Source organism: Mycobacterium lehmannii, from assembly GCF_002245535.1.
Taxonomy (GTDB): Bacteria; Actinomycetota; Actinomycetes; order Mycobacteriales; family Mycobacteriaceae; genus Mycobacterium; species Mycobacterium lehmannii.
Map to the genome: position 1 here is coordinate 28,085 of NZ_NKCN01000009.1, position 18,084 is coordinate 46,168.

The window sequence follows — 18,084 nt, forward strand, 5'->3', positions numbered from 1 at the left end:
TGGTGTCAGGAGGAGAAATGAGTACTCGAGCCGACGGTGAGGTGTCCGCCGACGAGCTGCGCCAATACGCCTTCCACATGGAGCCACAGGTTGAACAGCGGGGCGAATCATGGGCGGCGATGTATCCGGGCGCGGACTGGTCAGTGTCGGGCACCAGCGCCGATGACGCGCTGCGCCTGCTCGGAGAGGAGTTCATTCGCCGCCAGAATGCCGGCGAGGACCCGCTTGCCTACGCCGAAGTTGTCTACCGTCGGCACCTGCGCGAGCCCGTCGCGGGTGTGTATGCCGTCGACAACGAGTTGTACCGCAAGCTCGTGCACGCTTCAGCGCCCGAGCGTAAACGGACAATCGAAAAGGCCGAGAGCAGAAGGAGATTGGGGCAGTCCTACACACTGTCCGATTATCTGCGCGACTGCCAGCACTCCTAATACGGTCACGGGTTTACAGGCCGAGCCAGGCCTGTTCCTGATTGAACGCCACGATCGCGACCTCGATGGACTGGGCGGCGGTGCTGATACGCACTGTCTGTCGCGAGATCTGCTGAAAATGGATGTCGGGTTGTTGCCCCCCAGGCTGGGAGCGGCCCAGCGTGATCACCGTCGACGACAGTCCCGCCGGCGGCGGCATGACCGGGCGGTCGTTGACGATGATGGAAGGCACGAACTCCGCGGGCCGGTGCCGGTCGACGACAGCGATGTTGGGTTGCGATAAGCCAATCCAACGGTTGGGCTGGCGGGAATAGATCGCGATGCGCTCGCCCACCGCCGCGGCGCGGATAAGAAGTTGGCGCACGTAGTAGTCGCCGGCGTCCATGACGATGCGCGTGGCGCGCTGCGGATCGGTCAGCGACAACATGACCAGGTCGTCGCGCTGCACTTCCGGGGTGGCGCGGCGGTCGTCACGCAGCGCCGCCCCCACCAAGATCCCCGTCGAGCCGATCGGGATTTCCAGCGCGGCCGGGTTATCGAGTCGGCGCGCCGGGATCTGCAAATGCTGCGGCCGCGCCGCTGGGGCGGCACGCACCGCGGCCGCGTACTGATCGCCGGGCAACGGATTGAGATACAGCGTCGGCGGCTGCGGCGGTGGCTGAGGGTCGTTGGTGCGCACCATGGCCGCCACCATCACCGGCCCATCGCCGTCAGGCGCTTCGGTGTATCGCCGCTTGAACAGGCTCAGCGTCAACACCACCTCATCGGTGCGCAGCGCCCACATCTGATGCAGCGAACCGGTCGTGATGTCTTCGGGTGAGAAGTAGTACGTCGTAAAAAATCCGGGGTGGCCCTTGACCGTGCGCCAACCCACCTCCGGGCCGCCCTGCGCGCGCCGGCGGGTCGCGGGGTTCGTCGAGCGAAACGGCACCGGTTCGGCCGCGGCGTCGGCACCTTCGATGACCGGAGGGCTCGGCGCTTGCTGCAAACGGGCACCCAACCGGTCCAGCGCGGCGTCGAGTTGCTCAGCGGTCAAGGCTGTCGCGCGGATGTCACGCTCGAGCATCGCGGTGATGATCCGTTCGGTGGCAGCTGCGGCAGCCGCGCCGATCGAACGCCGATACTGCAATCCCGGTAGCGAGCCTTGAATGTCGAGACGCACGATGAGCTGCAGGGTGCGCACACCGGCGGCCGGGCGATCGGCCAGAAGGGTGCTGTAGAGCGGCGGATAGCCGCTGCCGCGGCGTACCCTGTGCCCGGCGGGCACCACATCGATGCCCAGCTTGAGACCGCCCGGTTGGTCGAGCAGCTCGGCCAGCAGCTCCAGCGGCAACACGTTGCGGGTCAGCGACACCGTCGACCCCCGCAGGAAGGTCAACGCATACGGCTGGCCGGTCACCTCGATCATGGTCAGCGCTTCGAAGGGCTCGACCCGTACGCCGCACACGATGTTGCCGTGGGGCACATCCACCGCCGCGGCCGCGGCGCGCCGTGGGGAGCGCTGTGAACGCCAGCGCGCCGCGGCCGCCACCCACGCCGGCGCGTTGCGCCGATGCAGGGTCGGCACCAGCAGCAACAGCGCTACCGCGGTGATCACCGCCGCGGGCCACCATCCGAACCGGGCCGGAGGCAAGGCTAGAAACGCAACCAGCGCAACGACTTCCAGCGCCACGACCACCGGTGTGCCCGCACGCACGCCTACAGTGCTCGCCTTCACTGCAATCTCCTGCGCATCGCGGTCACGGCCAGCACGCCGCCCGCGATCAGCAGCACCGCCGCACCACCGATGAGCGCCGTATTGCGCGGCCGTAGATCCGGGCCCGGGTCCGGCGGCGGGACATACAGGTCGGTGCTGAGCCGCTCGACAGGCTTGGGATCTCCCAGCGGCACATCGAACGTCAACGCCGCAACCGGATCGATCACCCCGTAGCCGACCTTATTGTCCACCCCGCGGGCGGGGTTGTGGGCGGTCTCGGTGATGCGTCGAATGACCTGTGCGGCGGTCAGATCGGGGAACTTCGCGCGGACCAGCGCGACCACGCCGCTGACGTAGGCCGCCGAGAAGCTGGTGCCCCAGAAGCCCGCACCAAGGCCGGGCTCGTCGGGGCGGGCGTTGACGGCCGCGCCGTTGGTGTTGGCCAGACCCATGATCCGCCAGCCCGGCGCGGCCACCGACACCCAGGGCCCGTTGATCGAATCAGGCAGCGGCAGCCCCTCGGGGGTGACCGCGCCCACGGCCAGGACATAGTTGGAGAACCACGCCGGCGTGACGATGGTGCGCACACCGGCCCAGTCGCGTGGGTCTTCGGGATTGAGCGGGTCGAAAGCCGGGTTCTGGCCACAGTCCTGACCCCGCTGTGGTTCGCCCTTGTTGCCCGCGGCGGCCACGATGACGATGTCCTTGTCGACCGCCGCGTAGCGCACTGCCGCGCCCAAAGGGTCCTGGTTGACCGGTGCGGCGGCGTTGATGCACGAGGCCAACGACACGTTGATCACTTGCACGCCCGGCAGATCGGCGGCGTGGCGGATCGCCTTGGCCAGCGTCACGATGTCTCCCGCTTTGCGCTGGCCTTCCACATCGCCGGCGCTGGGACGGGCCAATGTGAACGCCGTCGAGGACTGCCGAATGGAGATCAAGGCGGCATCGGGGGCCACTCCCACCACGCCGTCGGGCCCGCCCGGCGGCGGGCCGGGCACCAGAGGCTGAGCCGCCCCAGTGTCGGCGGGCCCCTGCGCCGGCGGAGGACCCGCAGGTGGCGGCGGCGGAGGAGGGGGGGCCGGCGCGGTCACCGTCGCCGTCGCGGTGATCGTCGGCGGCGGCGGGAACGCCGGAGGCGCAGGGTTGGCCGCCACGTCCGGTGGAGGCGGCGGCGCGGACACACCAGCAGGACGCGGCGTGGGCCGGTCGGCCGGATTAGACGGTGCCGCGCCGATGATCGACGCGACGATCGTCCCGTGACTTTCGCAATCGGTCAAACCGCCGTTCGCCAACCCTTGGACGTAGTCGCCACCCGGGAACAGCCGCGGAAACCGCGGGTTTGGGGTGACGCCGGTGTCGATGATGGCCACCGTCACACCGGCACCGGTGGAGTACTGCCAGGCCTGCTCTATGTTGAGCATGGTGTTACCCGGATCGGGCTGGGTCACGTTGGGGTCGCCCACTACCACCGGTTCGATGCACGCCTTGGTTTGGCGCATCTCTTGGGCGGGGCCGGGCGTCTCATCAGGCGGTAGCGCAGCGGGGTCGATCACCGGTGGAGCGACCGCCAGCGCCGCCGGCGGTGCTAACAGGTTCGCGGTCAACAGCCCGGAGGCGGCCAGCGCAGCCGCGACGCTTTTGGCTCGCATCAGTGCAACCTCACGTATTGCAGCAGGCCGATAGCCCAGGCCGCGAACGGCAGGATCAGCGCATAGCCGATGTATTCGAGCCATTCGACGACTTGGCGGATGGGTTCGGAGAAGCTGCGCGAGGGAATCACCGCACCGGCCAGCAGTCCGCCCACCGCCACGGCAAGCACCGCGGCCGCCGCCACCACGACAGCGCCGGTGGCCGAGGCCGGAGCAGCCATGCCGTAGTGGACCGGAATCGCCATCAACGACAGCGCCGACCCGGACACGATCGTGACCGCATGGCGGCGGTGGCGCAGCCCACGGGCCCGCAGAATCAGACACAACGCGCTGACCACGACGACGACGATCGAGGGCCACTGCGAGCCCGCCCCCGGATTGATGGCCCACCACGACGACGCCAGCTGCACCGCGGCGATACCGAGCAGTGTGCCGGTCAGTACCCGGTTGGATCGGCGGGCGACCTCGGCGACCTCCTCGCCGCGCAACGTCACGTCATGGGCCGCCGATTCCACCGGGGTCAAGGTGTCCTCGGGCTGGCCGGGCGCGCGGGAGAACATGTCGCGGCCGGTGATGGATTCGAAGGTCTGCCGTGGCACCTTCGACATCCACAGGCCAACGGCGGTCGATGTTCGTGACGCGATCAGCACCGCCATCAGCATGACGATGGCGATGCGTTGACCGGGCACGTCGAAGAACATCCGGGTCAGCGCCGCGCCGATGACTGCGACGGCCACCGTGACCACGGCGGCAGCGGCCGTCCAGTGCCGTCCGGTCATGCGCGCCAGCAGCAGCACACCGACGGCGGCGACCAGCGCCGCCAGGAAGGCATGAGGGGCGCCGGGTTGATCGCCGTACGGTGCGGTGGCGCCGGCGACGACGAAGCTGATGAGGCTGGCCCACGCGGCGCCGTCGACGATGACCCTGCTGGCTCCCGAGCGTGCGGTCAGCATCGCCGCGGCCAGCAGCACCAGCGCGGCGCCGGCCAAGATTGCCGGGCTCAGCCACACGTCTTGGGCCGCCCAGCGCATCCGCCACACCAGCACCGCCGCGCCGGCCAGCGCCGCCGCGGTCAGCGCGCCGGCCACCACCACGGCGTCGTGGGGCGATACCGGCGGGAAGTGAGCATGGGCCCAGCGCGCCAACGCGGTGGAGACGTTCTCGATCAGCGGCGTGTATCGGCGCGCCGTCTTTTGCGGAACGAAGGCCAGCAGATCCCCATCGGAGACGCCTTGCGCCGACAGCGACACCTCATCCGAGAGGCGCGTCATGCCGACCGCGCGGGCGAATTCGTATGTGGCGACAGGTAGTTCGTCTTCACCCTTGGCGCGCAGGAGCCGGTTGACCGTGCCGAGGGTCGAGTCGGTCAGCGCCGACAGCGGTACCGCTGCAGGCAGCACGAGGTCAATCTGGTGGCTGTCTCCGACCAGAAGCGACACCCGGCACGACGAGGGCACCAGCGGCCCGCCCGGGGCCGGCGACCCCGACGGCGGAGTTGAGGGCCTAACAGTGGTCATCGGCGCCCCCTCGGGTTGTCGCTGGTCGCGGGAAAGTGCTCTGCGATCGCGGCGGCGATCTCGATGAAACGGCGCCGGGTCGTCTTGTCGACCTGACCCTGGATGTCGATCACACCGCCGGGGCGCAGGTGGCGATCGAAGGGCACTTCGACGACGATCTGGCCGCGCTGGCCGAACTGCTCGTGAAGCACTTCGCGGGTGCGTTTGTCGGCGTGGCCGTCGGAATCGTTGAGTACCACCACTGTTCGATGCAGCAGGCCGGTGTGTCCGGTGTTGGCCAGCAGCTCCATGGTTTGAGCCGCCGCCGACGCGCCGTCGACCCACATCGAGGACACCACGATCAACGCATCCAGGTCGCGCAGGACTTCACGGGTCACCGCCGAATCCATCGTCGATCCGCAGTCGATGATCGACAAGGTGAAATGGTTATCCAGGCGGGCGGTGGCTTCGCGATAGATCGACGGATCGAGCACCCGCCGGCGCGCCGTCGATGACTCTCCGGCAAGCACGAACAGCCCGGCGGCGTTGTTTCCCACCCGGGAGCGCACGTCGGCGAAGGTGCGCAAGTACTCGTCAGCAGCCAACTCCCAATAAGAGCCCTTGGCATTGGGATCAATGCGCAGGCCCAGCTTGCCGAACGCGGTGTCGGCGTCGATGGCCACCACCCGGTCGTCTTGGCGCAGCTCGGCGAAGATCGAGCCCACACCGGCGGCGACGGTGGTTTTGCCGACACCTCCCTTGCCGAGTACGCCAATCTTGTAACGGCCCCGCAGCAGCGAGCGGATCTTGGCTTCCAATTCGGCCAACCGCCGCTCATCGGGTGACTGGCCGACATTGATCAGCCCGAAACTGCCCTTGTACAGCGCCTTGCGCCACCCCTTGCGCGACGGCAGTTTGCGGGTCGGAACGAGCTCGCTGGGGCGGATCGAGTCGACGTAGGACCAGTTGGCAGAACCGGGCGCAGGTTGTTCGCCCCAGGGCCGCGCATCGCCCTGCGGCGGTGCGGACTGATCGGCCCAGGATTCTTGAGGCGCCGGGGGCCGCTGGCGAGCCGGCGGCTGGCCAAACGGTGGGGCTTGGTGGCGCGGCGGTTCAGCGATCGGACGGTGCTGCCCGGCGGCGCCGGGATCTGCCGAATGTCCCGGCGCGGTAGGACTTTCGCGAAGCGGCGGCGCAGGAAAGTTGGCCCGGTCATAGATTTCGGTGGGGTCGTTGCCGTGGTAGTTGGTGGTCTGCTCCAGGTCGGGATCTGTGTGGGCAGGACCGCCGGACGCGACGTCGGCTGCGGCTCTGTTGTCAGGGCCAGGCGACGGCTGACGCTGCCCGGTGAAGGGGCTGCGGCCCGGCCGGACCGGCGGCGGCGCGACAGTGCGTGGTGGGCGCGCGCCCGGCTCGGCACTGGCAGCCAGCGGCGCCGACGGGAGGTGGCCCGGCAGCGGTGTCAGCGGCGTGGGTGGCGGCGCCGCGCCGGGGTGGTCACGGTCGCGGGACTCCCTCTCGCTCGAGGAAGGGGGGCTCGCCTGCTCGGGGGGAAGGTCGCGGTCAGTCACAGTCCGATCCTATCAGCGTAAATGTCGTATATCGGCACTAGTTTTTTCACCCTCGATTTCGTGCCGGGTTAGCTTCCCGCGGTCCGTGTGGGCAGCGCTTCAGAACCCACTACCGGGGTCAGGGTGTCGTGCTGGGTCAACGCGTCAGCGCGGGTGAGCGCAGCACCCGGCGCAAAAGGGCGGATCAGCGGCCAGGGGGCTTGTCGTGACTGCGCCGCGGATACGCCTAACGCGTCGAAGGCCTCTTCGGACAATTCGATCCCGTAGCGCACACCCTGATCGGAGATCCACCACATCGCCTCTCGCGACGCCGCCGCCGGCGCGGCACTGGTCGTCATCACCAGGTTGGTTGCGTCCGGGCCGATATAGACCTGATCGGCCTCTACCGAGTCCGGGTCTCGAACACCCTTGATGAGGCGCACCAAACGGTTCTCGGCGCCCAACGGGATCGGCAGCCCCTGCCCGGACAGAATGGTGACCTCCGCGGCGCGGTCGGTAGCCCCTTTCGACCACGCCAGGCATGTCGTGGCGTTGATAGCGGTATCGACCAGGCGCAGACGGACGTCGGGGTAAAACGCCACCGGCAAGCTATCCACTACCGGCACCGCGGCGAGCTTGTCGGGTGCCACATTGATGGGCGCGACGTCGCCGAACGAGTTCGCCGATCGAAGCAGCGACGCGACAAACGGCGAAATCCGCTGTACGCCATCGCGTAACAGCACATAAAGCGATTCGTCGCTGTCGGGCTGGCCCAACTCACGCACCGAAAGCACCGATCCGATCACCGCACCCTCGGCGATATCCCATCGCGGCCGCTCCCCCGCCCCCGGAATCGCCGGGCTGACCAGCGCGTCGGTGGCCGGGGTCGCGTCAAACAGCGCTCGCGACAACGGGATTGGGTCAGGAGAGGTGGAATCCACACCCAACGCAAGGGCCACGGCTTTGTTGCTCAAGTCGATCTCGGAACGGTGGCCGTCCCAGATGACATACGTACGGTCGTCGTAGCGGCCCAGGATGGCGTTGGGCATCTGCAGGGCAGCCGAACGCGACCCCACAGACAGCGGTCCCGCGATCGCGGTCACCACCGGCTCTGATCCGGCCGACGAGGTCGACGTCGCAGTGGGTGCGGTGTCGCATACCGCCCAATCAGAGGAAGCCGCGCTACGCACCGGCATCGCCATGGGGGCCCCGACGATGCCCACCAGCGGGCCTTGCGGGAACTTCTCCAGCTCTGCGGCCTTGACGAAGGTCGGGTTGTTGGCCTGGCCGGAGATCAGCTGCGCGCTCATCAGATTCAGCGCCGGGTGCAGACGGTTGTCGACCTTGACATAGATCGCGCCGGTGTCGCGGTCGGCCAGGATCGCCGACTGCCCCACTTGGCCAGCCGGCTTGAACCACGACAGCACGAACATCAGCGCCATCGCCAGCAACGTGAACGTCACCCCGAGGATCAACGCCGCGCTGCGACGCTGCTCGGGGTCGTATTCCAGGCGTACGCCGTGGTGACTGAGCGCCGCGGCGTTGCGGCGGTTCCAAAAATAATGGGCCGTGACTTGCAGTCGCGAGGTCAGATTCAGCGCCATGGCGCCAACCTTACTAGTGCCAAAACCGCCAAATCGGCACTAATTTCAGACCCCCCGACATGTGCGCGCATGCTGACAATCAAGCAGCCATGCGCGGCACGGACAGCAGCTGCGCGAGGTCCTCGCGCAGCGCCTCGGGCCTCGTCGGCCACACACTCATCCACTGCTTGCCGTCCGCCGACACCGTCGTGGTGATGCTGATCCGGCCGAACTCGGTGTCGGCGACGGTCAACACGCGAGGATGCACACGCTGGTCGATCCCGTGGTCGATGACCGCCACGACGGCCATCGCCGACTCGTCCAGGCGCGCCGCGGCGGCCAGCACCTCGGCCTGCTGCGGTTGCAGCCCCAGCCGGCTCACCGCGGCGATCAGCGCATCGTGGCCGTGCGGCGCGGCGGCGCTCACCGTTGACTGCATCAGGTCAGCCGGGATGTTGAACCCATCGATGTCGGCCGGCTCGGCCCAGCCGAAGGCCGGCATCAGCGTCTGACACGTCAAATCCACCTGCGCCGCACCGTCATCGGTTTCACCGACAGCGTCGATCACCATGTCGTTGCCGTCGCGTGCAGCCATGGCCAACCATCGGCGGTACCGGCACACCACCACCGTGCGCTCATCGACAGCCGGGCCCTGGCCGTCATCGACAGACTCGCCGGCGGGACGCCGGATGGCCAGCACCACCTGGCGATCAGGGCGGCCCAGCACTGTCATCCAGTCGCGCACCGGTTCGTCGATCGCGCCCGCGGCGTCAATCACTCCCGCCTGCACCAAACTCTGGTACTCGGCGGTTTGGGCGATCGGCAACGGCCCAGAGGTGGTGTCGACGATCAGATCCTCATGCACAGACGGGATAAACGGCTTGAGCCGCAAAGCAACCGGCATTGATTCCACGCCCAGCAGCGCCTGCAGCACCCACACGCCTCCCACCGTCGTCGTCAGCGCCATGTCGTTTCACCTTTCACTTCTCGAAGCAGCAGAAAAGGGGGCCAACCGAAGTTGGCCCCCTTTCGGCGTTGTCGTCGACGAACTCCCTGGCGGGGGCCGTTACACCATGAACGTGGCGGCCGACGCGCCGTCCTGGGAGACCCAGTCCACACCGGCCTGATCGGCCGCCGCGCCGTGGCGGTGAATAACTTCCTTGCCCTCGTTGGTCGCGTCGATGATCATCTGCTGCGCCTGCGCGTAGTTGACCGACGCCTGCTCGGTGGTGAAGTACTCCGAGATCCCGGCCAGCAGGTTCTGCGCCTGCGCGGCGATACCATCCAGCTCGCCGCTGAACGTGTTCAGCGCGGCGTTGTAGTCCACGATCGCCGCGGGGTTGACCCTGATCATGTCACTCATGTTGGTGAAGTCCTTTCGATGTCAGTGCTGCAGGTATCAGGTGAAACGCAGGCCGCCGGCCACGGAGGTGATCTGCTGAGCGCTCTGCTCGTCGATGTTGGTGAAATCCGGGGCGCTGTTGCGCAGCGCGGCGATCAGCGTCTCCCACCGCATGTTCATCTCGCGCTGCGCCGTCGAGATCTCTTCTGCGGTGACAACATTGGCGACACCGGCGCGCCCGTCGAGGCCGCCGGTGGCCTGCAGTTCGGTCGAATGCTGCATGTAGCGAGACAGCACATCAAGCGCCTGCATCTTCAGATCATCGAGCTGATCGGCAGTCGCTTGGATCTGGGCTGCCCCAATGACTTGCTGGGCCATGAAAACTCCTGTTCTGGGAAAGCGGTTTGCGATCTAGGAAGTAGTTTATGGGCGTCTACACACCCTGCCGTGCGCTAATTTTCTGTTACCTGTCCCCCCTGTCACCAGACGATCTGGCCAGCGAGACCTGCATTGTGCGGCCCTGCCGCTGCTCGGTCCCCGCAGCGCCCTCACCGCGGCCCATCGCTGACATCGGCGCGCCATACAGCCCGCCCGTGCCCGCACCGCCGGAGGGCTGCACGCCGCCGGCGACCGGTTCGGGCACACCGCCAAACCCACCAGGCAGCTTCGGAGCGGCCGGTGTACTGAAGCTGCCGACCGGCCGGGTATAGGAACTGGTGGGTACGACACCACTGCCCCCGGCACCCAATCCGCCCGCCCCGCCGCCACCGCCGTTGAGCGCGCTCATTCCCGCCGCCACCGGCGATCCGGTCAGCGGCGCCGCAGACGCAGACGCTCCAGGGGCGCCCAATCCGCCCATGCTTGACGACAACGGCCCAAGCAGACCCATCGGCATCTGCACGAACTGGCTCAGCATCTGAGGGGCCTGACCGAGCATCTGCGGGGCTTGGCCGGCCATTCCAGCCACCGACGACAGCTGCCCCATCATCGCCATCGGCGCCCCCATCGCCGACAGGGCATCCGCCGGCGCCGAAGCCGCCTCACTGGCCGGCACCGCGGCGGTGCTGGCCTGCTGCATGCTCTGCGCACTGGCCTGCAATGCGCCCTGCGCGCCGGTCTGCGCCCCCGCCGACGCCAACGACGCCAACGCCGCCGCCGGATTGGGCGCCATCGGAGCAAACGGCGGTGGGGTCGCCAACACCGCCAGCGCCGCTGACACCACTGCCTGAAAACCGGCCATCACCGAGGCGTTGTGAATCCACTGCCGGTCATACTCAGCCTCATTGACCAAGATCGCCGGCGTGTTCTGGCCGATGATGTTGGACGCAACCAGCGCGGCGGTTTCGGCTCGGTTGGTGTCAGACACCGGCCCTGGCACCATCGTCGTCTCTGCCAGGTGGTAGGCCTCCACAATCGCCGTTGCCTGCGCGAACGCTTCCTCGAACCAGGCCACCGCGGTGCCCAGGATCGCCATGTAAGCCCCGGCGGTCATCGTCATCGCCGCACCACCGGCGCCCTGCCAACCCACCGCCGCAGTGCTTGAAGTGCTCGCCCCCATCGTGGCGATCTCGGCCGACAGCATCGACGCGCACGCCTGATGCGCCGCCGCGCTGGCCGCCGCGCTGGCCGCGTGATCGCCGCTGGTCAACTGGTAGTAGTTGACCTGCGGCGGGTTAAGTGCCGAATCCCCCAACGCTGGCATACGTCACCCGTCAGGTCGACTAGATGGTCAACGCGGTCTGCTGCACCACGTCCATCGCCGCAGAGGTGGCGCCGTTGACGCCCACGGTGTTGGCGAACATCGCCCGCGTCATGGTCAGCTGAGTCAGCGCCGCCACCGCCGCCGCACCGCGGGCATTGAGCGCCGACGCCGCAGCCATCGACGCCGGATCGCTGCCCGGCGGCAACACCGCGGTCATGGGAGCTGCCGCCCCCGAGGCTCCGGCGGCCATCGTCGCCGCGCCGGCGCTCTCGGCCGCCGACAGCATGCCCAGCAACGCGGGATCGATGCCAATTGGCACAGTCATGGTTGTTCTCCCCGATTGTCGTTGGTGATCGTGTCTTAGTTTAGAGCCGCTCACAGGTGCTTGCCGCACCAACTTCTGACGCCTCTTGCTATTTGCTGCTGGCCTGCGCTTTCTGCGTGTAATCGCTGGTCACGGGTTCGGTGTGATTGTGGAATGGCGCCCAGGTGTTAACCGAGCAGGCTCGGGGGTCCAGGCCACCAGCACGCCGTCGGTGCCGCCGGGCTGCACGAAAATGCCCTTGCCCTGCCGCTGCGGCTCGGCGTAGACGCCGCTGATGATGGGCCCGTTCTCGCGGCGGCCATCGAGAATGATCGTCGGCTGCAGTCCACCGACGATTCTGCCCAACACACTCGAGCCCGCCGACTGAAAGCTCCACATCTTGATGTCGGCCGCGGCGATGATGTGCAGGCCCAACTGGTCGGCCTGCTCGACATAGGCCGACAACTTCGACAGCGGGTTCTCCGCCGACGTCCACGACGTGATGTCGTCGATCACCAAGAAGATTTTGCGGCCGGTCCAGAACTGGCGGCTCAGCATCTCCGATGGGCTGGTGCCCGGCGGCGGGGTGCGCTTATCGAACAGCTGCGCCAACTCGTCGGCGGCCAACGCGATATCGCCGCGGGTATAGGCATAGCGCGACAGCCACGTGTCCTCGGGCACCACCCCCAAATGGCGGCGGCGAGGATCGATCAGCGCGATCGTCGCCTCGTCAGGGGTGTAGTGAGCCATGATGCTGTGCATCATCGTGCGCAAAAACGCCGACCTGCCCGACTGCGCGCGCCCCACCACCACGACATGCGGGTTCTCAGCGAAATCGATGAACGCTGGACCAAGATCGGCCTCCGAGAGCCCGAACGGCACCAGGTCGCGCTGAGAACCGCCATTGAGCTGATATAACACCTCGGCCAGCGTCACCTTTTGAGGCAGCCTCTTGACCTCGGCGAACTTCTCTACCCCGGCCACCTGCCGCACCACTGCACCCACGCCGCGCACGTCGATGCGGCCCGTGGGACCGTTGGCCAGCGCCGGCTCTCCGACCATGATGTGAAATCCAGCGGCGCTAAGGCCGTGCCCGGGTGTCACCGGCACCTCTTTACCGCGGTTAACCGTCGGATCACGCCGGCCCAGCTCGGACTCGCGGACATCGGTCATCCGCAGCTCAATCCGCTCGGTGGACAGGTTTTTCACCGGTGTTCCGATCTTCGACAGGTAGCTGGTGTGGGTGACGATCGTGCGCACCCCATAGTTACCCGCACGCATCAGATAGTTGAACTGCTCAACCTGCTTCGGGAAGGCGTCGCTGAAGTTGGCCCAGCCATCGACGACCACAATGACATCGCCCCCCGGCACGCCGATGTCGCTAGGGTTCGGGCCGAACTTGGCCTCTCGGACCTGATTCATGTCCAACCCGCGCGCAGCGAACAGCCGCTCGCGTTCATCGACGATGTTGCGCACCGTCGCCAGCAGACGAGAAACCCCCTCGGTATCGTGCAGCGCGGCCACCCCGGCCACATGCGGCAAGTCATTCAGCGACGCCAACTGGGGCCCGCTGCCGGCGATGCAGTAGAACTGCACCCGCTCGGGGCGATACATCAGCGCTCCGGCGGTGATCATCGTCATCACCGCCGTCGTGTGCCCCGTGCGCGGGGCACCAATGACCAGCGCGTTGCTTTCCAGCATGTTCAGGTAGCACACATCCTGGCGGTGCTCGCGTGGACGGTCCTCCAAGGCCACCGGCAACACCAGCCCCGGATTGTTGCCGTAGTCGACATCCCACGGCTTGCCGCGCAGGCGGGCCACCAAATCATCGGCCGCCGGCGGCTCACCCAGCGGTGGCAGCCACAGCTGCCGTGGCGGGGCGGCCCCCGTGGCCTGCAGCGAACCGATCACCGCGTCGACGATCTTCACGCTCGCTTCAGCGGCCGGTGCAGGTGTCGCGGTGTCGTGCTCGACGGGCTCGGCGAGCAGGCCGTCAATGTCGCGGGCCTGCTCGGCCGTAAACGGCCTGGGCTCAAACCACGTGCCGGCCTCAACCGCTCGGCTCTCATCCGGGCCGGTCTGCGGCACAAAGTCGGCCGACGAGTAAAAGAACCGGAACTGACGCGGCTGGCGTTGTGCCACACGAAGATACGCGGTTCCCTCGGCGCCCTTCTCGTCGATCTTGGCCGCGATGGTCGAGCCGATCGCCTCGCGTGAATCCTCCTCAGTGCCGGTACGCCCGGCGATGGTGAAGCCCAACAGCTTTCGGATGTCACGCAACTTCTGCGTATCGACGGTCTGGCCGACCAACTGAAGAAACATGTGATAAGCGCGGCCCTGGCGCATGATCCGCCAAAACAGGCTGCGGAACTTATCGCCCCAGTCCGTATCGTTGAGCAGCTCCTGGTACTCGTCAGCGATGACCCACAACACCGGAACCGGTGGCAGGGACGGGTCAGTGAGGCGGCGCTGGTTATAAACCGTCAGGTCCACCACGTCAGGTCCGGCCGCGTTGCACAACGCGCCCCGGCGATCCAGTTCACCCTCCAACGCCTCATACATGCGTCCCACCAGGTGGCGCTCGTCGCCCAGGTTGCTGACGCTGGCCACCACGTGGGGGAACTGATCGAGCACCCCGGCCGCCGACTTCAACTTGAAGTCAAAGAACACCACATTCGCAACCTCAGGTGAGTGCGTCAGCGCCATCGAGGCCACCTCAGTGATGATGCCCTCGGACTTGCCGGCGCCGGTGGTGCCGATGAACAACGAGTGCATCCCCATGCCCTGCTGGCTGCCCTCTTTCAGATCCAGCTCCACCACTTGGCCGCTTTCATCCAACCCCACCGGGAACCGCATCCAGTCCGGGCCCTGGCTGCGCCGCGGCGACCACAACCGGTCGACATCCAAGTTGCGCGGATCGCGCACAGACAACGCGTCAAGCAGGGTGCGCCGCTGCGGATTTGACTCACTGACCGTGACGGTCAGCGCCCCGCCGGCGCGGTGGCGGGCCATCGCTCGGGCGAACCGTTCTGCCGCGGCCACCGTCATCTGATCGGCCTGGGCGTAGAACACGTCGTCGAGCTCGTCTGACGACAAATGCTGAACACCGCCGTGCGCCGTGAGATCCTCAGGCGGCAACGTCTTACGCAACGCGCCGTCGACCAGCCGGTACGTCGTCTCCGGAGAGAACCCGACCCAACTCTTAGAGCCGAAAGCATCCTGCGGCGACGACGGCACCGAAGGTGCCAACCGCACAAAGCAGGTACCGGCATAACCCGCGCTACCCGTCAGCCCCGCCCAATCCTCCGGTGTCCCGCAGTGATCGTCGATGATCACCCGAAACGGCAGCGCGGTCACAGATCCCGCGCCGTGCAGACCACTCGTCGGCGGCGTCCACTCGCTGCGCTGCATCTCCGCCTCATCGAGAAACTCCTCGAGGCGGGCCGGCGAAGAAAACAACAGCCGCCGCTCACCACAGCCGTCACGCTTGCTCGGGTGCTGCATATGCGGCAGCCACTTCGCCCAATCCCACACCGCCGGCGCATCACTGACCACCAGAAGCTGCAAATCAGACGGGCTATGAAACGCCGCGAGCTGACACATCATCGCCCGCACCAGCGAACGCACCCGATCCATGTCACCGACAATCGACACCCCGGCGAAACGCGGCAGCCATATCACCTTGGCCATGTCGTCGATGTATTCCTGCTCCAGCAAGAACTTGCGCAGAGCGTGCCCGGTAGCCGGTTCGATCTGCGAGGCCTCAGGGATCTTCGGTTTCTCGATCTGCATCGCCAGCTTCACCTTGCCGATGCCGACGCGGACCTCACCGAACACATCAGTCGACGGATCAGACCCCGGCGTGCGTTCCCACATACGCTCGGTGCCCACCGCAGCCACGAGCCTGCCCGGATCCCAATGGAAATGCTCGCGACGCTCAAACTGCGCGCGCCGCTGCACCCCGATCTCATCACGAACCTCATCCTGGCGGGCGAAATAGTTGGCGCGGTACTGGCGTAACTCACCCCACGACATCTTCTGCGCGGCCCCGCGGCCGCGGAACAGCATGCCCGCCATCCCGATCAGCATCATGATGCCGAAAATGCCGAAACCCGATGCGAAACTACGCATTCCGGACACGTACATCGCGATAATGAACCCGACCACACCCACAATGAGGGCGATCGGCAGCACGATCCCCCACACGCTGCGCGGCGGCGGGATCGGCGCCGGGATCGGCGGATCAATAGCGATCTTGCCGCCCTCCAATGCTGGAGGGCGCGCGATCGGACCGGGCCGCTTGAAAGGTTGCGTCGTCACGAACCCAACCCTAACCCGGCCCCAAACCACATATCGGCACCAATTTCACCGGCCCCGACATGCTGGTTTCTAGATAGGGGCGACCCCGCCGACGCCGCCCCCAGCAGCTCCGCCACCGCCGTCGCCGCCCGGCCATATCGGCTGTGGAGTCCCCCACTCATCGAGCTCCCATTCGTCGTCGTCCAACCCCCACGGACCCTCCGGCACACTGCTCGGACTGAACCCGGCGGGCCGAACGCTGCCGATGCCTGGGGAGCCGCTCGCACCGACCGGCGGCATCGCCTCCATACCCTGCGACACCGACTTGATATCAGCGGCGCTCTCGACGTCCTGCCCCCTGAACTCCGTCATCGCAGTCTCGGCCTTCTGCACCCCCTCCACCGGCTCAGGAGCCAGCGTCGCCGAGGCCTGCGCGATGTTCTTGGCCACCGCCACGGCGACACTATTGGCGGCCACGTCGATCGTCGACCCAACACCGGGCATCGGGACCGCGCCCGGCTGCGCAGCACGAGTCACCTCGCCGGCGATACTCTGAGCCGTCCCCGACACCTCGGCCGGTACGACCTCGATCGGTTTGGCTGCCCCTGGAACTGCTGGCATCAGTCAACTCCCTCTACGCGGCCATCGTCGGCCATAGTTCAGCTTCCTTAGCGATCTGCCTTGCCGTGTAGGCGATTTCGACATACTCCGGCGTACTGCCACGCCACCAACACAACAACTCCGCGGCCCGCGCCACATTATGGAAACAGCGCGCATACGGCGACGGTCCCACATCGGAGACAACCCTTCCCGGGCGCTGGCTAGCGCTATCCAAGATCGCGTTGAGCCGAGCAAGTTCGAGCTCATCCCACAACTCCTCGGAAACAGGCTCCCCATTCTCAACCGCCGTAGCGACCTGGCGAATAGCCGGAGGCACCTGAAAACCAAGCAGCTCAGAAGCTCTCGACAACGCTGTACGCACAGCCGCAACCGTCAACGCCCACAACTGCGAGCGGTCCACCCCCCCACTAGTCAACCGTAGGTACTCGGCGCGGTCCATCGTCTCCAAACGATGCATGCGTGACTGGTCCAACGGTGGCGGCGCCGCCTCGGCCTTGATCGGAGACGTTGCCAAAGAACAGTTTTCGACCTGAACCAACCCGGCGTTGAGCGCAGGCGCCGCGGTGCCGCCATAATCAGTTGACACCGCCAACGCCCACAACTCAACGTTCGGGTTGCTTTCCATGACCAGCTGGCCGTAAGCCAACATCGTCTGAGCGGGATTGACCCACCCGAACCACCGCGCGTGAAAATCCTTATCCAAACCCGGATCTGAGAAAACCAGGTGCGCAGACTGTGGCAAGAACACCCCCGGCGGTATAAACCCGCTGCCCTCGCTGCTGACCACCCAGGCCTGCGGAGGCCCAGGTGTCTTGAACATCCCCACACACCAATCGATGCACCCATACACCCGCGAGGCGTGCATCAGCTCATAAACCAGTTCAGAAGCCTGATCCAACAACGGATCCGGCGCCGCAGAACGCGCCCCCGCCACCGCACCGACCCCGGTAGCACCCACACCAGATGCCACCACCCCCGGAGGAAGCGGCGCCGCATGCCCAGAACCGGCCGGCGGCGGGGGTGCAGCAGCCGGAGGCGGTGCACCCGCCGACGCGGGCGCCACCTGCCGCGGCGGAATATCGGAATTGAACGGCGGCAACGGACCCCCCGAACCAGCAGGCGCCGCCATCATCGGAGCACCCATAGCTCCCATCGCACCCGCAGCCGGCATCGGTGCCGGCGCAGAAGCCGCCGAGCCGGCATGAGCCGGGCCGCCCGCCGCAGAAACCGGGGCCGGCCCCGACGACACCGGCGGCCCGTACGCACCGGTCATCGAACTCGGCGGCTGCGACGCCGACGGAGGAGCCACAGGCGGAGGCAACACAGAACCCGCGCCACCAGCACCCATACCGGCATTGAACCCCCGCGAGAAATCAGACGGCGTCGCCGCCGCCGGCGAACCCCCACCCGC

At 67.0% G+C, this 18,084-nt stretch carries 14 protein-coding genes; 1 reads left to right on the top strand and 13 read right to left on the bottom strand.

All coding sequences use genetic code 11. The annotated features are described in order from the left end of the window. Positions 1 to 17 precede the first annotated feature (17 nt). Positions 18 to 428 (top strand): hypothetical protein, encoded by a 411-nt coding sequence (locus CEX87_RS12000; RefSeq protein WP_094287323.1) that lies wholly within the window; start codon positions 18 to 20, stop codon positions 426 to 428. Positions 429 to 441: 13 nt separating this feature from the next. On the opposite strand, the gene eccE is transcribed toward CEX87_RS12000, so the two are convergent. From eccE to CEX87_RS27530, 13 genes are all read right to left on the bottom strand, one after another. Further along, positions 442 to 2,145, bottom strand: coding sequence for a type VII secretion protein EccE (gene eccE / locus CEX87_RS12005; RefSeq protein ID WP_094287325.1), 1,704 nt, complete (start codon positions 2,143 to 2,145; stop codon positions 442 to 444). Further along, complete coding sequence (locus tag CEX87_RS12010; RefSeq protein ID WP_094287327.1) at positions 2,142 to 3,776, bottom strand: S8 family serine peptidase; 1,635 nt, start codon at positions 3,774 to 3,776, stop codon at positions 2,142 to 2,144. Before CEX87_RS12010 ends, eccE begins: the two co-directional genes overlap by 4 nt. Then, on the bottom strand, positions 3,776 to 5,293 hold the full coding sequence (eccD, locus tag CEX87_RS12015; protein WP_094287329.1) for a type VII secretion integral membrane protein EccD: 1,518 nt from the start codon (positions 5,291 to 5,293) through the stop codon (positions 3,776 to 3,778). Before eccD ends, CEX87_RS12010 begins: the two co-directional genes overlap by 1 nt. Next, the gene (locus tag CEX87_RS12020) at positions 5,290 to 6,843 is read right to left on the bottom strand and encodes a MinD/ParA family ATP-binding protein (RefSeq protein ID WP_094287331.1); all 1,554 of its coding nucleotides are present in this window, start codon (positions 6,841 to 6,843) and stop codon (positions 5,290 to 5,292) included. The genes eccD and CEX87_RS12020 overlap by 4 nt, the downstream gene beginning before the upstream one ends. 68 nt (positions 6,844 to 6,911) lie before the next feature. After that, a complete protein-coding gene (eccB, locus tag CEX87_RS12025; RefSeq protein WP_094287333.1) occupies positions 6,912 to 8,426 on the bottom strand; it encodes a type VII secretion protein EccB in 1,515 nt (504 codons plus the stop codon). Between the two features lie 79 nt (positions 8,427 to 8,505). Beyond that, on the bottom strand, positions 8,506 to 9,372 hold the full coding sequence (locus tag CEX87_RS12030) for an ESX secretion-associated protein EspG (RefSeq protein ID WP_094287335.1): 867 nt from the start codon (positions 9,370 to 9,372) through the stop codon (positions 8,506 to 8,508). 99 nt (positions 9,373 to 9,471) lie between these two features. Further along, entirely contained in the window at positions 9,472 to 9,768 is a 297-nt protein-coding gene (locus tag CEX87_RS12035; RefSeq protein WP_094287337.1) for a hypothetical protein, read from the bottom strand. A 36-nt stretch (positions 9,769 to 9,804) separates the two neighbouring features. After that, positions 9,805 to 10,125: a hypothetical protein gene (locus tag CEX87_RS12040; protein ID WP_094287339.1), complete on the bottom strand. Its 321-nt coding sequence runs from the start codon at positions 10,123 to 10,125 to the stop codon at positions 9,805 to 9,807. Positions 10,126 to 10,210: 85 nt separating this feature from the next. Beyond that, on the bottom strand, positions 10,211 to 11,449 hold the full coding sequence (locus CEX87_RS12045; RefSeq protein ID WP_094287341.1) for a PPE domain-containing protein: 1,239 nt from the start codon (positions 11,447 to 11,449) through the stop codon (positions 10,211 to 10,213). Positions 11,450 to 11,468: 19 nt separating this feature from the next. Continuing rightward, a complete protein-coding gene (locus tag CEX87_RS12050) occupies positions 11,469 to 11,774 on the bottom strand; it encodes a PE domain-containing protein (RefSeq protein WP_094287343.1) in 306 nt (101 codons plus the stop codon). A gap of 129 nt (positions 11,775 to 11,903) precedes the next feature. After that, positions 11,904 to 16,073, bottom strand: a complete 4,170-nt coding sequence (eccCa, locus tag CEX87_RS12055) for a type VII secretion protein EccCa (protein WP_094287345.1) — start codon at positions 16,071 to 16,073, stop codon at positions 11,904 to 11,906. Positions 16,074 to 16,142: 69 nt separating this feature from the next. Beyond that, positions 16,143 to 16,673 (bottom strand): hypothetical protein, encoded by a 531-nt coding sequence (locus CEX87_RS12060; protein ID WP_094287347.1) that lies wholly within the window; start codon positions 16,671 to 16,673, stop codon positions 16,143 to 16,145. Positions 16,674 to 16,686: 13 nt separating this feature from the next. Next, the gene (locus tag CEX87_RS27530) at positions 16,687 to 17,571 is read right to left on the bottom strand and encodes a hypothetical protein (protein WP_233151357.1); all 885 of its coding nucleotides are present in this window, start codon (positions 17,569 to 17,571) and stop codon (positions 16,687 to 16,689) included. Between the last annotated feature and the right edge of the window lie 513 nt (positions 17,572 to 18,084).

What these genes read in the sequence shown, in the direction of transcription:
- CEX87_RS12000 (WP_094287323.1), top strand. Translation starts at nt 18, where the DNA reads ATGAGTACTCGAGCCGACGGTGAGGTGTCCGCCGACGAGCTGCGCCAA.
- CEX87_RS12010 (WP_094287327.1), bottom strand. Translation starts at nt 3,776, where the DNA reads ATGCGAGCCAAAAGCGTCGCGGCTGCGCTGGCCGCCTCCGGGCTGTTG.
- eccD (WP_094287329.1), bottom strand. Translation starts at nt 5,293, where the DNA reads ATGACCACTGTTAGGCCCTCAACTCCGCCGTCGGGGTCGCCGGCCCCG.
- eccB (WP_094287333.1), bottom strand. Translation starts at nt 8,426, where the DNA reads ATGGCGCTGAATCTGACCTCGCGACTGCAAGTCACGGCCCATTATTTT.
- CEX87_RS12030 (WP_094287335.1), bottom strand. Translation starts at nt 9,372, where the DNA reads ATGGCGCTGACGACGACGGTGGGAGGCGTGTGGGTGCTGCAGGCGCTG.
- CEX87_RS12035 (WP_094287337.1), bottom strand. Translation starts at nt 9,768, where the DNA reads ATGAGTGACATGATCAGGGTCAACCCCGCGGCGATCGTGGACTACAAC.
- CEX87_RS12040 (WP_094287339.1), bottom strand. Translation starts at nt 10,125, where the DNA reads ATGGCCCAGCAAGTCATTGGGGCAGCCCAGATCCAAGCGACTGCCGAT.
- CEX87_RS12045 (WP_094287341.1), bottom strand. Translation starts at nt 11,449, where the DNA reads ATGCCAGCGTTGGGGGATTCGGCACTTAACCCGCCGCAGGTCAACTAC.
- CEX87_RS12050 (WP_094287343.1), bottom strand. Translation starts at nt 11,774, where the DNA reads ATGACTGTGCCAATTGGCATCGATCCCGCGTTGCTGGGCATGCTGTCG.
- CEX87_RS12060 (WP_094287347.1), bottom strand. Translation starts at nt 16,673, where the DNA reads ATGCCAGCAGTTCCAGGGGCAGCCAAACCGATCGAGGTCGTACCGGCC.